Origin of the sequence: Cryobacterium adonitolivorans, from assembly GCF_004402695.1 — a bacterium.
GTDB lineage: Bacteria > Actinomycetota > Actinomycetes > Actinomycetales > Microbacteriaceae > Cryobacterium > Cryobacterium adonitolivorans.
In genome coordinates this window covers 14774-30845 of record NZ_SOFL01000008.1, presented here as the reverse complement: position 1 = coordinate 30845, position 16072 = coordinate 14774, and the positions used below count along the sequence as shown (strand labels likewise).

At 67.8% G+C, this 16072-nt stretch carries 16 protein-coding genes; 7 read left to right on the top strand and 9 right to left on the bottom strand.

From position 1 onward, the window contains the following. Position 1: 1 nt before the first annotated feature. Positions 2-1168, bottom strand: a complete 1167-nt coding sequence (gene glf / locus E3O42_RS02535) for a UDP-galactopyranose mutase (RefSeq protein ID WP_134452370.1) — start codon at positions 1166-1168, stop codon at positions 2-4. A 217-nt stretch (positions 1169-1385) separates the two neighbouring features. On the opposite strand from glf, the gene E3O42_RS02530 reads away from it, so the two are divergent. Beyond that, positions 1386-3155, top strand: coding sequence for a hypothetical protein (locus tag E3O42_RS02530; protein WP_134452369.1), 1770 nt, complete (start codon positions 1386-1388; stop codon positions 3153-3155). Here E3O42_RS02530 and E3O42_RS02525 read toward each other — a convergent pair whose 3' ends face one another. The 3 genes from E3O42_RS02525 to E3O42_RS02515 all read right to left on the bottom strand — a co-directional run bounded on the left by E3O42_RS02525 (position 3156) and on the right by E3O42_RS02515 (position 7162). Further along, positions 3156-4472, bottom strand: a complete 1317-nt coding sequence (locus E3O42_RS02525) for a lipopolysaccharide biosynthesis protein (RefSeq protein ID WP_134452368.1) — start codon at positions 4470-4472, stop codon at positions 3156-3158. A gap of 75 nt (positions 4473-4547) precedes the next feature. Then, positions 4548-5852, bottom strand: coding sequence for an O-antigen ligase family protein (locus E3O42_RS02520; protein ID WP_134452367.1), 1305 nt, complete (start codon positions 5850-5852; stop codon positions 4548-4550). Beyond that, a complete protein-coding gene (locus E3O42_RS02515) occupies positions 5849-7162 on the bottom strand; it encodes an O-antigen ligase family protein (protein WP_134452366.1) in 1314 nt (437 codons plus the stop codon). Before E3O42_RS02515 ends, E3O42_RS02520 begins: the two co-directional genes overlap by 4 nt. A 96-nt stretch (positions 7163-7258) precedes the next feature. Between E3O42_RS02515 and E3O42_RS02510 the strand changes: the two genes are divergently transcribed. Together E3O42_RS02510 and E3O42_RS02505 are read left to right on the top strand one after the other, a co-directional pair. Continuing rightward, positions 7259-7567 carry a rhodanese-like domain-containing protein gene (locus tag E3O42_RS02510; protein WP_134452365.1) on the top strand — a complete coding sequence of 103 codons (309 nt, stop codon included), beginning with the start codon at positions 7259-7261 and terminating at the stop codon, positions 7565-7567. Beyond that, entirely contained in the window at positions 7567-7836 is a 270-nt protein-coding gene (locus E3O42_RS02505) for a metal-sensitive transcriptional regulator (protein WP_134452364.1), read from the top strand. The genes E3O42_RS02510 and E3O42_RS02505 overlap by 1 nt, the downstream gene beginning before the upstream one ends. A gap of 62 nt (positions 7837-7898) precedes the next feature. Here E3O42_RS02505 and E3O42_RS02500 read toward each other — a convergent pair whose 3' ends face one another. Genes E3O42_RS02500 through E3O42_RS02485 form a run of 4 tightly spaced genes read right to left on the bottom strand, consistent with a single transcriptional unit; the run spans position 7899 to position 11858 of the window. Continuing rightward, a complete protein-coding gene (locus tag E3O42_RS02500; protein WP_241984581.1) occupies positions 7899-8321 on the bottom strand; it encodes an SRPBCC family protein in 423 nt (140 codons plus the stop codon). A 29-nt stretch (positions 8322-8350) separates the two neighbouring features. Further along, a complete protein-coding gene (locus tag E3O42_RS02495; RefSeq protein ID WP_134452362.1) occupies positions 8351-9832 on the bottom strand; it encodes a phytoene desaturase family protein in 1482 nt (493 codons plus the stop codon). After that, the gene (locus E3O42_RS02490; protein ID WP_134452361.1) at positions 9833-10621 is read right to left on the bottom strand and encodes a polyprenol monophosphomannose synthase; all 789 of its coding nucleotides are present in this window, start codon (positions 10619-10621) and stop codon (positions 9833-9835) included. Positions 10622-10679: 58 nt separating this feature from the next. Continuing rightward, positions 10680-11858 carry an acyl-CoA dehydrogenase family protein gene (locus tag E3O42_RS02485; protein ID WP_134452360.1) on the bottom strand — a complete coding sequence of 393 codons (1179 nt, stop codon included), beginning with the start codon at positions 11856-11858 and terminating at the stop codon, positions 10680-10682. A 129-nt stretch (positions 11859-11987) separates the two neighbouring features. Here E3O42_RS02485 and manA point away from each other — a divergent pair, with 129 nt between their 5' ends. After that, positions 11988-13271 carry a mannose-6-phosphate isomerase, class I gene (gene manA, locus E3O42_RS02480; protein WP_134452359.1) on the top strand — a complete coding sequence of 428 codons (1284 nt, stop codon included), beginning with the start codon at positions 11988-11990 and terminating at the stop codon, positions 13269-13271. Here the strand turns inward: manA and E3O42_RS02475 are convergent. Beyond that, positions 13199-14257, bottom strand: coding sequence for a GlxA family transcriptional regulator (locus tag E3O42_RS02475; protein ID WP_134452358.1), 1059 nt, complete (start codon positions 14255-14257; stop codon positions 13199-13201). The two genes, manA and E3O42_RS02475, sit on opposite strands and share 73 nt — an antisense overlap. A gap of 89 nt (positions 14258-14346) precedes the next feature. Here E3O42_RS02475 and E3O42_RS17885 point away from each other — a divergent pair, with 89 nt between their 5' ends. From E3O42_RS17885 to E3O42_RS02465, 3 genes are all read left to right on the top strand, one after another. Continuing rightward, complete coding sequence (locus E3O42_RS17885) at positions 14347-14490, top strand: hypothetical protein (protein ID WP_166787873.1); 144 nt, start codon at positions 14347-14349, stop codon at positions 14488-14490. 51 nt (positions 14491-14541) lie between these two features. Then, entirely contained in the window at positions 14542-15507 is a 966-nt protein-coding gene (gene galE / locus E3O42_RS02470; protein WP_134452357.1) for a UDP-glucose 4-epimerase GalE, read from the top strand. Positions 15508-15654: 147 nt separating this feature from the next. Continuing rightward, a complete protein-coding gene (locus E3O42_RS02465; protein ID WP_134452561.1) occupies positions 15655-15990 on the top strand; it encodes a WhiB family transcriptional regulator in 336 nt (111 codons plus the stop codon). The last annotated feature ends 82 nt before the right edge of the window (positions 15991-16072 follow it).

Below are 16072 nucleotides of genomic sequence, written 5' to 3'. Positions count from 1 at the left end.
GCTATTCGGTACGGCCGCTGAGAAGCGGCTTGAGCTTGTTCTCGAACATGGAGAGCGCAGAACCGATGGCCATGTGCATGTCGAGGTATTGGTAGGTACCCAGGCGTCCGCCGAAGAAGACATCAGGTTCGCCCGCCTGCAGGGCGCGGTATGACTGCAGGCTCTGGCGGTCTTCCGGGGTGTTGATCGGGTAGTAGGGCTCGTCGGCCCGGGTGGCTGCACGGGAGAACTCGCGCATGATCACGGTCTTGTCCTTCGGGTACTCCGCACGCTCGGGGTGGAAGTGGCGGAATTCGTGGATCCGGGTGTACGGCACCGCCGAATCGGCATAGTTCATCACGGGGGTGCCCTGGTAGTCGCCGACGTTGAGGACCTCCTGTTCGAAGTCCAGTGTGCGCCAGGTGAGTTCGCCGCCCTGGTAGTCGAAGTAGCGGTCGACGGGTCCCGTGTAAACGACGGGGACGTTTCCGACGACCGCCTTCTTGTTGAACTCCTGGGTCTCGTCGAAGAAATCGGTGTCGAGGCGAACGTCGATGTTCGGGTGGTCCGCCATGCGCTCGATCCAGGCGGTGTACCCGTCGACGGGGAGGCCCTCGTGGGTGTCGTTGAAGTAACGATTGTCGTAGTTGTAGCGCACGGGGAGGCGACTGATGACCTCGGCTGGCAGGGCCGTGGGGGACGTCTGCCACTGCTTGGCGGTGTAGTCCCTGATGAAGGCCTCGTAGAGCGGCCGGCCGATCAGGGAGATCCCCTTTTCCTCGAGGTTGCGGGACTCGCCGGTGGCGAACTCGCTGGCCTGGCCCCTGATCAATGCTCGGGCCTCGTCAGGCGAGTATGCGGCGCGGAAGAACTGGTTGATCGTGCCCAGGTTGATCGGCAGGGGGAACACCTCGCCGCCGAAGTTGGTGAAGACGCGGTGCTCGTAGTTCGTGAACTTCGTGAAGCGGTTCACGTACTCCCATACCGGCTCGTTCGAGGTGTGGAAGAGGTGCGCGCCGTACTGGTGCACCTCGATTCCGGTCTCGGGCTCAGGAGCGCTGTATGCGTTGCCGCCGACGTGGTTTCTGCGGTCGATGACCACGACTTTCAGGCCGAGATCTCTGGCGGCTCGTTCCGCTACGGTCAGGCCGAAAAAGCCTGATCCAACGACCACAAGGTCAACCGTCATATCAAATAGTCCTTTGTCTTGGGTGGTGCAGCCACGCTCCGGCAACGATCCACGATAGCCGATGCTGGCTGGGAGGCTCCCTATTCGTCAGTTCCCGGCGCGGCAGGCACCGGGGCCGGCAGCAGGTCCGCTCAGCGCCCCGTTGTATGGTGAACCAGTGACAGACGGACGAGTGGCTACAACATCCGGCCGAGGCCGATTCCGAACCGTAGCGGTGGTGGCTGGTGCTCTGGTGCTGCACCTGATCACCCAATCCGGCATGTACCTCGCCACCCCCGGCTTCTCGCTCGGCCGCTTCCGCGACTATTTCGTGCACGACCAGCTCGGCTATCTCGCGATCGTGAAGAACTTCTCAGAGGGCCAGTTCGCCGCAGTCGAACCCGACACGGAGACCGGCGCGAACACCTACCCGCGGATGTACTACGAGGCCATCGGCCTTGTGGCCCGGGTGACCGGCTGGGATCCCATCGTCGCGTGGAACGTGTGCGGCATGGCCGTGCAACTCGTGCTCGTCGGCCTGCTTGCGGCTATCCTCATCGGGCTGAGCCGAAGATGGTGGGTCGGGCTGCTCGCGCCGGTGCCGTTCATGCTCGGCACCTTCTCCAGGCTCACCGTGACCGGCTGGTACACGCCGCTCGAATCCCACGCCGTGATCTGGGGGCCGTTCGGCGTCCTGCATACCCTCAACGGTGAATCCGTGTCATTGTCCATCGCGGCGATCTGTGTCCTGAGCCTGGCCCTTCTCTGGCTCCGACCGGCCCGTCCGGGAACGCGGGTGCTGCTCACCACCTTGATCAGCCTCGTCCTCGGCGGTCTCGCCAATGTGCAGACCTATTCATTCATCGCCGCGATCTATCTGCTGGCCTTCGGCCTGGCGGCCTGGGTCATCCTCCGCGGCCGCCACGTCGTGCTCGCCGGGCTGTCGGTGGTGCTCATTCCCGTGGTTTTCCTGGCCGGTCCCACCGTTGCAGAGGCCGGGGGTCAGCTGCCGGCGCTGGTGTTCGGGTTGCTGCCCGCGGTGCCGGGCATGATCGCCCTGATCGTGCGCAGCCGGGGCGTGGTGCTTCTCTATTGTTTCGCCGTCGTTCTCGGCGCCTCCCCCCAGGTCGTCGGAACCATCATGAGCCTTGTCAATGGCGACCCGTTCCTGGCCTACCGCGTCGCCTCGAACAGCAAACTGGGCGTGCCGTTTGAGATCGGGATCATCTCGGGGCTAGCGCTGATCGTGCCCCTGGCCGTCATCCTGGCCGCAGCCATCTGGCGGAGACGCCCGCTCTGGGGCGCCTACGCGCTCGGCGCCGCGCTTGCCTGGATCCTGCTCGGCACCAACGACATCTGGGGAGCCAACGCCGAGCCGTACCGGCTCTACATGGACATCTTCTTCCTCGTGGCCGCCACCATCCTCCCCGTCGGGGTGATGGTGCTGACCGACCTCTGGAACTCCGGGGCGCACAGCGTTTCTCCGGCGCCGGAGAGGGCACGTCGGCCGGTGCCACGATGGACCGTGATCGTCGCCGCCACGGTCTGTATCGGCATCGCCACGGTGTCGCTCACCGACTGGTGGGTGTTCTACCGCAGCGGTATCGCCCGCGGACTCCTGGTGACGGATTCGCCCCGGGCGTCGGTGCTCACCGATCTGGCCCAACAGTCGGCCAAGGCCCACCCCGGCACCTTGATCATGGTCGATTCCTGCATCGACCCGCGCGTGCTCAAGGTCACCTCTGGCGTGCCGATCGCCTACTACCACCTGGGAATGGCCTGGCCCACCGACTATGACGCGATCGCCACCATAGTGTCGAGCCGGCTCAGCGGAGCCATCGACCGGGACGCGGCGATCGCCGGCAACGCCACCCAGGTGCTCTCCGACAGCGCCTGCGGCGACGACTGGGGCAACCGCTACGCGGCCGACCTGGTCGAGCAGTCGAGCCTGCCGTACACCAACGACGATGGATCGACCGGCACCATCACCCTGTGGGGCCTGGAATAACTAGGCCCGGACGGGTTCGGCGTTGCGCACGAATGCCAGGTAGGTCGCGTGGACCAGGACCCCGGCCGCCGGGCCGATGAGTAGGGCCAGCACGGTCTTCTCGACGAACTCGAGCGGGAGCAGCAGGCAGACGACCGTGGTGACCGCGGCGACGATCCACCCGGCGCTGAACGCCGCGTGTGCGTTGCGGGAGAGCACGGCGGGGGCGCTCACACACAGTGCGCCGACCAGCGCGCTGGACAGCACGAACGTGGCGATGAGCCAGTTGCCCGGAACGTCCTCACTGGGGAACACGAACGCGAAGACAGCAGGGCCGAGCAGATAGCCCACGACAGCCAGCACGAGGCCGATGGCGAGCACCGCAGCCTCGAGCATCAGCAGGGTGCGCCAGAAGTGCGCCGCCCTGGCACGGAAGAACACGATCAAGAAACTTTGCAGTGCCATTCCGACGACGATCAGCGGGGCACGAGTCAGGGTGGCGGTGGCGATGACGAGGCCCATCAGCCCCTCTGGCTCCCCGGGGGACGTGAGCTGGAGGATGAGCGGGAATCCACTGATCATCAATCCCATCGCGGACGCGGCGACGATGGTGCGGGAGACGTTCCAGGTGAGCTGGGGAAGGGTGACGTCGAGTCTGGTCTTGCCGACGATGCGCGCACGGGCGGCAGGCCAGACAGCGAGCACTGCGACCGGGAACGGTATCGCGATCGCCCACGCGAACGTCGCGGCATCCGGCCGCAGGTAGGCGGCCAGGATCACCAGGACCAGGCGGAGCAGGCCCTCGATGGAGATGAGCGCGAACAGGGCTTTCCAGTGACCGACCCCGTAAAGCGACCCGGCCAGGACGGCCAAAGGCACATACGACGCGGCGCCGATGGCGAGCGGCACAACGAGATCCCAGCCGTGTTCGGGGAACACCGCAGCCTGCCAGAGCGGCGCGGTGCCGAGGATGGCGACGAGAACGACCAGGGACGCAAGCGCGGCGAACTTTCCGGCCTGGCCGGAGCGGGTGCTGTCGCCGGGTTCTCTCGCCTGCGTTCCGCGGGTGATCTCCTGCTGGATGCCGGTGAGGGCCGCCGCGACCAGGAAGATGAAGGCCCAGAACACCGCGAAGGTCGCGTACGGTCCGAATCCGATCAGCTTGGGAACCCACACCGTGATCAGGTAGCCGGCGATCCCGACGAGTCCGGTCGCGGCGACGATCAGAATGAAGCCGTTCCCGGTCGATGCGGTCGATGCGGTCGACGATGTCGTCGCTGTCGCAATCGGCGCGCCGACGGGAGGCTGGTCCTGGCTTGGTTCTTCGGTATGGCTCACGTGTACGGGTCCCGGTTTCGTCGGCAAGTTCGTTCCATCTCGTTCATGTCATTCTGTCTGATCAATCTGGGGACTCTATTGGTCCGGGCTGTTGCGCGGGCTAGGCGACAGCAGGCGGCGCCAGCTCTGGCCCTGGGCGGCCTTGACCGAGCAGATCAACAGCAGGAGCCAGCCGAACTCGACCAGCACGGTGCTCTCGGCCGCAGAGGTGACCAGGAGCACTACGAGCACCAGAGGCGACCACACGTACACCACGGGCTTCTTGTTCGAGGCGAGCAGCCATGACCTGATGAAGGCCAGGGCCACCAACACCACGAAAGACAAGAACCCGACAAGGCCGACCTGGAAGTACACGTCGAGAAATGCGTTGAGGGCGGAGGAGTGCGGGCTGCCGGTGACGAACTCGAGCCAGCCGTACGGGCTGACGTTCTGGGGCCAGATCCCGGCCCAGCCCCAGCCCTCGAGCGGATGGAGCTCCACCAGCCGCCACATCTCCCGCCACAGCGACGAACGGGTCTCGAACTCGCTGCCGGCGTTGAGCAGGTTGATGATGCCGGTGCGGCCGACGAATGCGAACAGCGCGGCGAGCACTGTGGTGCCCAGCAGGCTCAGCTGCAGCAGCCAGCGGTTCTCGGCGGGGGTGCGGCGCAGCCAGTACAGGGCCAGCGCGGCGATGCCGACGGCGCTCGCCACGACGACGAACACCGGGGAATGGGTGAGCAGCAGGCCGAAGAGCGCCAGCGCGATCGACGCCGCGGCGCGGCCCGGTCGCACGGAGCGGGACCGCAACTCGATGATGAAGCTGATCGCAGCGATCAGGGACACCAGGCCGAGGACGTTGCGCGACCCGAAAATGCCCTGGATGGGTCCGAGCATGGTGATGTTGCCCTGCACGCCGAGGAACACGATCGGCAGGTCCAGGAGCAGACCGGACAGGACCTCGAGGGCGAGGGACAGCCCGAGAAGAAGTCTGAGCACATCGCCCGTCGCCCGGACGATCTGAATGGTGTCGCGCACGAGGGCGACGTAGATCGCCAGGAACGCAAAGGCCAGCTGGAAGGCGACGCCGCTGACGGTGTGCAGCGCGTACCCGCTCCACAGGACCGACAGCGCGCACCACACCAGGAAGACCAGGATCGACACGGGCAACAGGCCGTGCCATTCGATGCTCTCCCGCCGGGCGATCATGGATCCTGTCGCGAGCACGACCAGGCAAACCAGTGCTCCCAGCAGCCCCGGCCAGCCCATCAGGCTGCGCAGCAGGTGTGTTGCAAAGGCGAACCCGATGATCAGGTGGGTGAGGGTGGCGCTGAATCGCGGCGATGCGAGCACCGCGGTGATGGCGTCGGGAATGTGGGGGGGCCGTGCCGGGCCGGTCATCGCCGGCCCAGGCGGAGCAACTCCGCGTCTGCGCCGGCGCGCTTGGACCGCACGGCCAGGATCACGAGAAGCACCCAGCCGGATTCGACCAGGATCCGGCTCTCGGCCAGGCTCTGCGCGAGCAGCGCCACCGTGAGCAGGAGCGGCAGGATCGAGGTGACGGCGTACGTCTCCGTGTCGGCGATGCCCAGCCTGGGCCTGTCGACGGCCAGGAACCAGGACCGCCACAGGGTCGAGAGGGTGAGCGCGGCGAAGATGATCAGGCCGAGGATCCCCAGTTGCAGCCAGACATCCAGCCAGGCGTTGTGGGCCTGCAGGTATTGCACGCCCTTGCGCACCGCGAGGCCGTCGAAGGGTTCGACCCACGGCACCCAGTAGCTCACCCAACCCCAGCCCACGAGGGGGCGTTCGCCGGCGAGGTCGATGACCCGGCCCCAGATGTCGAAGCGTCCGGTCAGGTCTTCGCTCTTGCCGAGCATCGTCAGGAGCGCGGGTGAGAACGCGACGAGCCCGACCGCCACGGCGGCCAGCACTGCGGCGGCGGATAGGTAGAGCGGTCGCCGGCCCAACGGCGGCAGCCGGCGTGCCCACAGTGTGAAGAGCAGGGCGATGGCGACGGCGAGGAGGGCAAACGACACAGTGGTCGAGCGGGTCAGCCATAGCATGACCAGGGCCACGGTCACCCAGGCGATGCCGCGGCCGCGGGCCACGGTGCCGGCGACGAGCTGCACAGCGAAAACGATCAGCGCCAGCAGGGCGATGAATCCGAGCAGGTTGCGGCTGGCCACGATGCCCTCGATCGGGCCGCCCTCCAGCAGCAGTCCACGCGACCAGTAGAAGGCGGCCGGGATCTTGCCGCTGTATTCCACCCAGAATGGGAGCACCGCGTGGCCGATGAACACGGCGACGACGACCTCGAAGAGTATCGACAGGCCGAGGATCCACCGAAGGGCAACCGCAAGCGTGCGCAGGAGCTCGGCCCAGGTGAGGCACAGCGCCAGGAACAGGGCGGTGATCGTCGTGATCCACTGCAGGGTGATGCCGATCGCGCTCGCTCCAGGGTACGCCGACCAGGCCAAGGACGCCGTGGCGACAAGCATGAACGCCGCCAGGGACTTCGGGAACCCGCGCCAGGTCCACTCGGGCTTCAGGGAAACGAGGAGGCCGATGCTGCCGACCAGAATGAACACGGAGATGGCGCCGAAGCCCCACCAGCCGAGCAGGTTTCGCCAGAACTGGCCGGCCAGCACGCTGAAGAACACCAGGGTCGCGAACAGGCGAACAGTGAGGCGGCTCTGAACGGCGGGCATGTGTCTAGGGTACTGGGGCGACCTCCCCTCAACCTGCCCCGAACTTCTGATACCGTCGGGGGTATACAGCCTGCCCGCCTCCGAAGGGACCCCCACATGACCGACATCTCGGTGACCGAACTCGCCGCCCTTGCCGACCCCGTTGTGGTCGATGTGCGCGAACCGTACGAATTCGAGGCCGGGCACGCGGCCGGTGCCATCCTCATTCCCCTCGGCGAACTGAACGGACGGCTGGGCGAGGTGCCGCGTGAGACCCCCGTCTACGTCATCTGCGCCGCCGGCGGCCGCAGCCAGCAGGGCGCGGCATTCCTTGAACGCAACGGCGTCGAGGCCGTCAACGTGACCGGTGGCATGAACGCCTGGCAGCAGGCCGGCCTGCCCACTTCTCTGGACGGCATCCGGTGATGACCGACGACCAGCGTGCGGTGAACCAGAAGAAAGTGCTCAACCGCCTGCGTCGCGCGCAGGGGCAGCTGAGCGCGGTCATCACCGCCGTTGAGGCCGGCGACAGCTGCAAGGATGTCGTCACCCAGCTGGCCGCGGTGTCGAGTGCCCTGGACCGGGCGGGCTTCACCATTGTCTCGTCGGCGATGCGTGATTGCATCGCAGACCCCGACAACGCCGAATCCCTCACCGTCGACGAGCTGGAGAAACTCTTCCTGGCTCTGGCCTGATCCGAGCCGGCGCCCGCGACAAGCTACGGGCGTTTGTCAGGACAACGGTCGGCCGACGCGGGCTAGCTGAACCCGGCGCCGCCCTCTGCGAGGAACGCGAGGCGGCGCAACGTCTCCTCGTTTCGGATCCTGATGGCCGGTTCGCGCAGGAATGAGGGCACGAACCGGCCGGGGCCGGCGATGGCGTCCTCGGTGATGCGTACGATGCAGCCGTCGCCGTGAGCCTTCACATCCAGGGCCACGTGGGCCTCGCCGATCGGCCAGCCACGGGCCTTGAACAGCGCGTGCCGGGGCGGATCCCACTCCAGAACAGACGTGGTGTCGTCGATCAAGGCCGGCCAGACACCCACCGAGTGACAGATGACGCTTCCGGCGGTCGGCCACGCCGGGTCGACATCCCGTATGCGGGAGGCTCCGACGACCCAGCTCGGGTACAGCCAGCCGTCCGCCAGAACGGCGAAGACGCTTTCGGGCGGGCAGCTCATGGTGCGATGGTTAACGGCCACAGTGTCACCTATTCCTGGTTGGTCGGGGAGAGATCAGGAGCCGAGCGCACCCCGAGGTCGTGACGAAGAGCGCTCAGGGCGGCGTGCCAGCCGGCGAGGCCATGCACGCCGGGGCCCGGCGGCGTGGACGACGAGCACAGGTACACGCCGTCCAGGGGAGTGCGCCAGGGGTCCGGGGAGAGAACCGGCCGGCGCAGCAGTTGGGTCAGGCTCACTTCGCCGGCGGAGATGTCGCCGCCGACATAGTTGGGATTGTGCTGTTCGACGCTCGTCGCGGTACGACCCGCGCTGGCCAGTATGGTGTCGCGGAAACCCGGGGCGTATCGCTCGATCTGGCGCACGATCGCTTCGGTCTGGTCGATGGTGGAGCCGCGCGGAACATGGGTGTACGCCCAGAGGGTGTGCTGGCCGGCCGGGGCGCGACTGGGGTCGATGCCGCTGGGCTGGGACACGAGGACGTAAGGGTCCTCGGCGTGCCTGCCGCGCGCGACCGTGTTCTCGGCTCGCCGGATCTGCGCCCGGGTGCCGCCCACGTGCACGGTGCCCGCCGCTCGCAGGCCCGCCGCCCGCCAGGGCACCGGGTCGGACAGCGCGAAGTCGACCTTGGCAACGCCGTTGCCGTATCTGAAGGCGCGCAGCCGTCGCGCGTAGGCGGCGGGCAGATCGCCCTGGGCGAGCCGCAGCAGCGCCCTGGGCGTCAGGTCGAGCATCACCACGCGGGCCGGCGGCAGGTCGCTCAGGCGCCGCACCTCGCTCGACGTGACGATCTCGCCGCCGTGGGCGAGCAGGTCCTCGACCATCGCGGTCACGATCGCGCCGCTGCCGCCGACCGGAATCGGCCAGCCGCCCGCGTGGGCATAGGTGGCGAGGGTGAGGCCCGCACCGGAGGTGGCGATGCTCGGCAGTGTCCTCATCGTGTGTGCGCTGACGCCGGTGAGCAGGGCGGGAGCGGTCTCGCCCGAGAAACGCAGGTTCCAGAACGGGCTGCCCTGCTCGAGGGACCGCAGGCCGAAGCGCACCGCGGTGGCCGGATGCCTCGGCAGCCGCAGGAGCTGGGCGCCGGTGAACTCCGCCACCTGCTCGGAATGTGCCACCAGGGGAGCGAACAACCGGTTCCACGCCGCGCCGTCCCGGCCCAGCTCGGCGACGGTGCGTGTCAGGCTGCGGTAGGCCAGCCCAGCGGTGCCGCCGGGCAGCGGATGCCCGTAGGAGACCTCCGGAACGACCAGCTCGATCCGGTCCGCGAGTTGGAACCGCTGGAAGAACTCGGAGGCCAGCGCGAGCGGGTGCACGGCGGAGCAGACGTCGTGGTGGAAACCCGGCAGGGTCAATTCCGCGGTGGCGGCGCCGCCTCCAACGACGGCGGACTTCTCGTAGACGCGCACCGAGAGGCCGGCCCTGGCCAGCGTCACGGCGGCAGCAAGCCCGTTGGGGCCGGAGCCGACCACGATCGCGTCGACCTCAGGCGCTCCCCGCCGCACCGTCACCATCTAACGCACCGTGGCCCGCGAGCGACCGGCACGGACCCTCGCGAAGCGACGCCGGAACCCCCACTGGGTGACCCGCAGCATCGCTTCGACGACGATGGCCTGGCTCATCTTCGACTCACCGGCCTCCCGCTCGCGGAATTCGATCGGGAGTTCCACGACCGAGCGGCCCTGATCGAGTACGCGAAGGGTCATGTCGACCTGGAAGCAGTAGCCCTTCGACGACACGTCCCCGAGGTCCATCGCCGCGATCGACGCCGACGAATAGACCCTGAAACCCGCGGTGATGTCTTTGAGCGAAAGACCCAGCACCAGGCGGGCATAGGTGTTCCCGCCTCGGCTGAGGAGCTGCCGGTGCAGGGGCCAGTTGACCACGCTGCCGCCGGGTACCCACCGGGAACCGACGGCGAGGTCGGGGGCTCCGGGCGCGTCCGAGGCGACCCGGCCGATCATGTCGGGCAGGCTCTCCGGCGGATGCGACCCATCGGCGTCCATTTCGATCAGGAACTCATAACCCCGCGCCAGTCCCCACGCGAACCCCAGCACGTAGGCGGAGCCCAGACCGAGCTTGCCGGTGCGGTGTTCGACCTTGATGCGGTCATCGGCCTGGGCCATCCGGTCCGCCAGGGTGCCGGTGCCGTCCGGGCTGCCGTCATCGACGATCAGCACGTGGGCGCCTGGCGTGGCCGCCAGTAGGCGCGACACGATCTTTCCCAGGTTCTCGACCTCGTTGTAGGTCGGGATGATCACCAGACTTCCGGAGCCGCTGCGGGCCGCTTCTGAGGTTCGCATGCGGGAGATCTTAGTTCGCCCGCCTGTCTATCTCGTCTGAGCGCTCGCTCCGGCCCGGTCAGACGAACGCGGCCAGGCCGGTGATGCTGCGACCCACGATGAGGGTGTTCATCTCCTGGGTGCCCTCGTACGAATAGATCGCCTCGGCGTCGGCGAAGAACCTGGCGATGTCGTAGTCCAGCACGATGCCGTTGCCGCCGAACAGTTCACGGCACCACGACACGGTCTCCCGCATCCGGCACGTCGTGTACGACTTCGTCAGGGCCGAGTGCTCGTCGCGCTGGGTGCCGTCGTCGAGCATCTGGGAGACCCGCACCACCATGCCCAGGCTGGCCGTGATGTTGCCCAGGCTCTTCACGAGCAGGTTCTGCACCAGCTGGTGACCGCCGATCGGCTTGCCGAACTGCACCCGTTCCACGGCGTACGCCGCCGCGGCCTCGTAGGCGCCCATCGCCAGGCCCACGGCCGCCCAGGACACCTCGGCGCGGGTGAAGCGCAACACCCGGGCGGTGTCGCGGAACGAGTTCGCATTCTGCAGCCGGTTGTGCTCGGGCACCAGAACGTTCTCCAGCGTGATGTCGGCGTTCTGCACCGAGCGCAGGCTGACCTTGCCCTCGATCTTGGTGGCCGTGTAGCCGGCGGTGTCGGTCGGCACGATGAACCCCTTGACGGCGCCGTCCGCGGTGTCCTTGGCCCACACGATGGTGATGTCGGAGAAGGTGGCATTGCCGATCCAGCGCTTCTGCCCGTTGAGCACCCAGGTGTCACCGTCCAGGGTTGCGGTCGTCCGCAGCCCCTGCGCGGAGTCGGAGCCGCTCAGCGGTTCGGTGAGGGCGAAGGCTCCGACGATGTCGCCGCTGGCCAGGCGCGGCAGCCACAGGGCCCGCTGCGCCGCCGACCCGCAGGCGGCGATCGACCCGGCGACGAGGCCGTTCTGCACGCCGACGAAGGTGGCGACGGATGCGTCCACCCTGGCCAGCTCGAGCGCCACGAAGCCGCGGAACACCGCCGAGTTCGGGAACGGCCGGGTTTCCTCCCAGCCGAACGAGTACGCGCCGAGGGCGCCGAGCGGCTTGATGATCTCGGACGGGAATTCGGCCCGCTCCCAGCATCCGTTCACAACGGGCCGCACATCCGACTCGAGATAGGAGCGGAGGCGCGCGAGCGCGGCCCGTTCGTTCTCCTCGAGGAGGTTCTCGTACCCGAAGAAATCACTGCTGAGCGGTTCGAAGGTCATCTGGCTCCCTTGCACGATGATGTCCGGCCGCACGTGCGCGCTGACCGGGACGTTCAGCCTAGAACTCTGTGCCGGGCGAAGGAAAGCGGTTGGTAGTTTGGTCTAAACCTCGAGGTTCAGGAGCCAAGCATGTTTGTGGGCATCAGCAACACACCGCGCGATTACGCCTGGGGTTCGCCGACCGCGATCGCCGACCTGCTGGGCCGGCCGGCATCCGGCGGCCCCGAAGCCGAGCTCTGGCTCGGCGCCCACCCCGGCTGCCCGTCGGTGATCGCCGACCCCACCCTCACCGGGGGAGCGGCCAATCTCGCCGAGTGGATCGACCGGGACCCGGCGGCCGCGCTCGGCGCCGTACACGCCGGCCAGGCGCGCCTGCCGTTCCTCATGAAGATCCTCGCCGCCCACGGCCCGCTCTCGCTCCAGGCGCACCCGTCGCCGGCTCGCGCCGCGGCCGGCTTCGCGCTCGAGAACGCCGCCGGCATCCCCGTCGACGCGGCCGACCGCAACTACCGCGACCCCTTCCACAAGCCGGAGATCATCTTCGCCCTCAGCGATACCTTCCAGGCCCTGTGCGGATTCCGCGACCCGCGGCAGATCCGCTCCATCCTCGCCGAGTTGCGTGCGTTGGACGCCACCATGGACGACCCGCAGCCCGCGGCCCTGCTCGGCCTGGAGAGCCGCCTGATCGGTGACGACGCGATCCACGACGTTGTCGACTGGCTGCTGCGCGATGGTCGCGGCGGCGACACCGGCGAGGTGTCCTGGCTGGTCGAACGGGTCGTGGCGCTCGCCAAGCAGGCCGCGTTCCTGATCGACGGCGGCGCGAGGGTGAGCTTCGCCGCCGAATTCGACACTGTTCTCTCGCTCTCGGCCGCGTACCCGGGCGACCCGGGCATCGTCATCTCCCTGCTGACCAACCTGGTGTCGCTGAAGCGCGGCGAGGTGCTCTTCCTGCCGGCCGGGAACATCCACGCCTACCTGTCCGGCCTGGGTGTCGAGGTGATGGCCGCGTCCGACAACGTCCTGCGCGGCGGCCTCAGCCCCAAGCACATCGACGTCGACGAACTCCTCGACGTGCTCGACTTCGCACCCCTGCCGGTGCCATACCTGGCGCCGGAGCTGCAGGCCGGCGGCGTCGCCGTGTATACGCCCGACGTGCCCGACTTCGAGCTGGCTCACATCGAGGTGCCGGCGGATGCGGCCGCCACCGAAGCCGGCCAGGCCGGCGTTCCGATGCGGCAGCTGACGCTCACCGGACCCGGCATCGCCATCTGCACGGCCGGCCGCTTCCTGGTCGCCGGAGCGGGCTCGTCGATCTCGCTGGCCAGGGGAGAGTCGGTTTACATCACGCCGGACGAGGGAACGCTCACGTTCGCGGGCTCCGGCGAGGTCTTCCTGGCCACCACGCCGTAATCCGCGACTGCAACAGGGGCCCCGCGGTCCGGCACGGACCGGCGCCGGCCGAAGGTGCGGCGGTACGCCGTCGGTGTGGTCTGCAGGCTGCGCACGAAGTGGTGCCGCATCACACTCGCGGCCCCGAACCCGGTCTGCACGGCGATGAGGTCGAGGGTTTCGTCGGTCTCCTCGAGTAGCTGCTGGGCCATGATCAGGCGCTGCCGGTTCAGCCAGGCCGTCGGCGTGGTGCCGAGCTCGGCCCGAAACCGGCGCGCGAAGGTGCGCGGAGACATCAGCGCGCGCCTGGCGAGCTGGTCGACGGTGAGATCCTGGTCGAGGCTGCGCAACATCCAGTCGGTGATCGTGGCGAAGGAGTCGCTGCGCTGTTCGGGAATCGGCGCCTGGATGAACTGGGACTGGCCGCCGTCGCGCTGCGGCGGTACCACCATGCGCCGGGCGATCACGTTCGCGGCCGCGGCGCCCAGTTCCCGGCGCACCACGTGCAGGGCGGCATCGATGCCGGCGGCGGTCCCGGCGCCGGTGACCACGTGGTCGTCGTCCACGAAGAGCACATCGGGGTCGACGGTCGTGTTCGGGTAGGCCTCGGCGAGGGCGTCCGCGTACATCCAATGGGTGGTGCTGCGCCGTCCGTCCAGGATGCCGGCGGCGCCGAGGATGAAAGCGCCGCTGCACACGCTGAGCACCCAGGCGCCCCGCGCCTCGGCCTCCCGCACCACGCGCAGCACGTCGGGGTGGATCTCAGTGCCGGCCTCGTAGGCGGGGATCGCGATGAGGTCGGCGTCCGCCGCGGCACTGAGGTCGTCACGCACCACGATGTCGAAGCCGATCTTGGTTCGCAGGGCGCCGGGCACCGCCGTGACCACGTGGAAATCGAAGACCGGACCGCCGTGTGCCGACCTGTCGATACCGAACACCTCGCAGATCACCCCGAACTCGAAGGGGGCCATTCCGGGGATGGCGACGCAGACGATCTTCTTCAGCATGGGGTCCTCAGAGACGATGGCAGGAATGTGCGGGTAAACGGCAACTCTGCCACTCGTGGCAGAAAGTCGCAAGACCTACCGTTAGTGCCATGGTCCTGTTTCTGAGTGTACTGCTGGCCCTGTCCATCTGGGCCGTGGCGGCGAGCATCGCCGCGATGCGCTCCGACGGCTTCGGCGACGCCGAACTGGCCCGGCGCAACCGGCATCCCGAACCATTCCCGCGTGGACGATAGTGTGGTGTGAAACGGCAACACACGGTTGCCTCGAGAGCGCAGGGGCACCACATGGCTTGGCTTGTTACCGGAGGAGCCGGCTATATCGGCTCCCACGTCGTCCGTGCGTTCCTCGCCGAAGGAATTGATGTCGTCGTCCTCGACGACCTGTCCAGCGGCCACGCTGACTTCGTGCCGGCCGGGGTCCCCTTCGTCAAGGGCACCCTGCTGGACACCGCGCTGCTTGCGAAGACCTTTGCCGAGCACTCGATCAGCGGTGTCGTGCACGTCGCCGGATTCAAGTACGCCGGTGTCTCGGTGTCCCGCCCGCTGCACACCTACGAGCAGAACGTGACGGCGACCGCCCTGCTGCTCGCGGCCATGCAGGACGCCGGCGTTCGCCGCATCGTCTTCTCCTCGAGCGCCGCCGTCTACGGCACCCCGTTCACCGACCTCGTCACCGAAGAGACCGCGAAGAGCCCCGAATCGCCCTACGGCGAGTCGAAGCTGATCGGCGAATGGCTGCTGCGCGACCAGGCCGTCGCCGCGGGGCTTGCGCACACCTCGCTGCGGTACTTCAACGTGGTCGGCTCAGGCAGTGAGGAGCTCCGCGACACGAGCCCACACAACCTCTTCCCGATGGTCTTCGAGGCCCTGATCGACGGCCGTACACCGCGTATCAACGGCAACGACTACAAGACCGCCGACGGCACCTGCGTACGTGACTACATCCACGTCGCCGACCTCGCGGTCTCGCACGTCGCCGCCGCCCGGCGGCTGGACGCGGGCCTGGCGATCGCCCCCGTCTACAACCTCGGCAGCGGGAATGGCGTGTCGGTCGGCGAGATCATGAGCACCGCCGCCGCCGTGACCGGCATCGCGTTCGAACCGGAGATCGGCCCGCGTCGTTCCGGAGACCCCGACCGCATCGTCGCGTCGGGCGAGATGGCCGCGCGCGACCTGGACTGGGAGATGCGACACACCCTCGAAGACATGGTGCGCAGCGCCTGGGAATCCCGGCAGGCATCCGCCGTCTGACCAACGACACAATTCGGGCATAGTGGGCGAGTCTGAACCCTCTAGCCCGTATTGAGGGTTTACGATCCGCGACTTGACGGGAGTGAACTACACCGGTGTAATTAGTTCTAGCGCGAAACCGTGCTTGAGCTGATGGGTGGAGGCGATATGACGTTGTCTGAATATCGTTCTGGGGTACCTGAAGACTGGTTCGTCGATCCCGTGCGCCTCGGCGTGCCCGGCGTACGCAAGGATCCGTCGATTGCAGAGGGAGCGGACGATAACCCGCTCGCCTGGCAGTCGGATTCCCTGTGCGCCCAAACCGACCCGGAGGCCTTCTTCCCGGAAAAAGGCGGCTCTACCAGGGACGCCAAGAAGATTTGTGCGTCCTGCGAGGTGCGCCCCCAGTGCCTGCAGTACGCCCTCGCCAACGACGAACGATTCGGAATCTGGGGCGGATTGTCCGAACGCGAGCGACGCAAACTCCGTAAGCGGGCGGGCTGAGCCCGGTCCCCGACAGCGAGGCCGGTCGGCCGGATTCAGGGCGCGCCTGACCGGTTGAGCGATCTTCACCGATAACCGACCT

Bases quoted from the DNA above. Each gene is read 5' to 3' on its own strand.
- glf (WP_134452370.1), bottom strand. From the start codon at position 1,168: ATGACGGTTGACCTTGTGGTCGTTGGATCAGGCTTTTTCGGCCTGACC.
- E3O42_RS02520 (WP_134452367.1), bottom strand. From the start codon at position 5,852: ATGACCGGCCCGGCACGGCCCCCCCACATTCCCGACGCCATCACCGCG.
- E3O42_RS02515 (WP_134452366.1), bottom strand. From the start codon at position 7,162: ATGCCCGCCGTTCAGAGCCGCCTCACTGTTCGCCTGTTCGCGACCCTG.
- E3O42_RS02510 (WP_134452365.1), top strand. From the start codon at position 7,259: ATGACCGACATCTCGGTGACCGAACTCGCCGCCCTTGCCGACCCCGTT.
- E3O42_RS02505 (WP_134452364.1), top strand. From the start codon at position 7,567: ATGACCGACGACCAGCGTGCGGTGAACCAGAAGAAAGTGCTCAACCGC.
- E3O42_RS02500 (WP_241984581.1), bottom strand. From the start codon at position 8,321: ATGAGCTGCCCGCCCGAAAGCGTCTTCGCCGTTCTGGCGGACGGCTGG.
- E3O42_RS02495 (WP_134452362.1), bottom strand. From the start codon at position 9,832: ATGGTGACGGTGCGGCGGGGAGCGCCTGAGGTCGACGCGATCGTGGTC.
- E3O42_RS02490 (WP_134452361.1), bottom strand. From the start codon at position 10,621: ATGCGAACCTCAGAAGCGGCCCGCAGCGGCTCCGGAAGTCTGGTGATC.
- E3O42_RS02485 (WP_134452360.1), bottom strand. From the start codon at position 11,858: ATGACCTTCGAACCGCTCAGCAGTGATTTCTTCGGGTACGAGAACCTC.
- manA (WP_134452359.1), top strand. From the start codon at position 11,988: ATGTTTGTGGGCATCAGCAACACACCGCGCGATTACGCCTGGGGTTCG.
- E3O42_RS02475 (WP_134452358.1), bottom strand. From the start codon at position 14,257: ATGCTGAAGAAGATCGTCTGCGTCGCCATCCCCGGAATGGCCCCCTTC.
- E3O42_RS17885 (WP_166787873.1), top strand. From the start codon at position 14,347: ATGGTCCTGTTTCTGAGTGTACTGCTGGCCCTGTCCATCTGGGCCGTG.
- galE (WP_134452357.1), top strand. From the start codon at position 14,542: ATGGCTTGGCTTGTTACCGGAGGAGCCGGCTATATCGGCTCCCACGTC.
- E3O42_RS02465 (WP_134452561.1), top strand. From the start codon at position 15,655: ATGACGTTGTCTGAATATCGTTCTGGGGTACCTGAAGACTGGTTCGTC.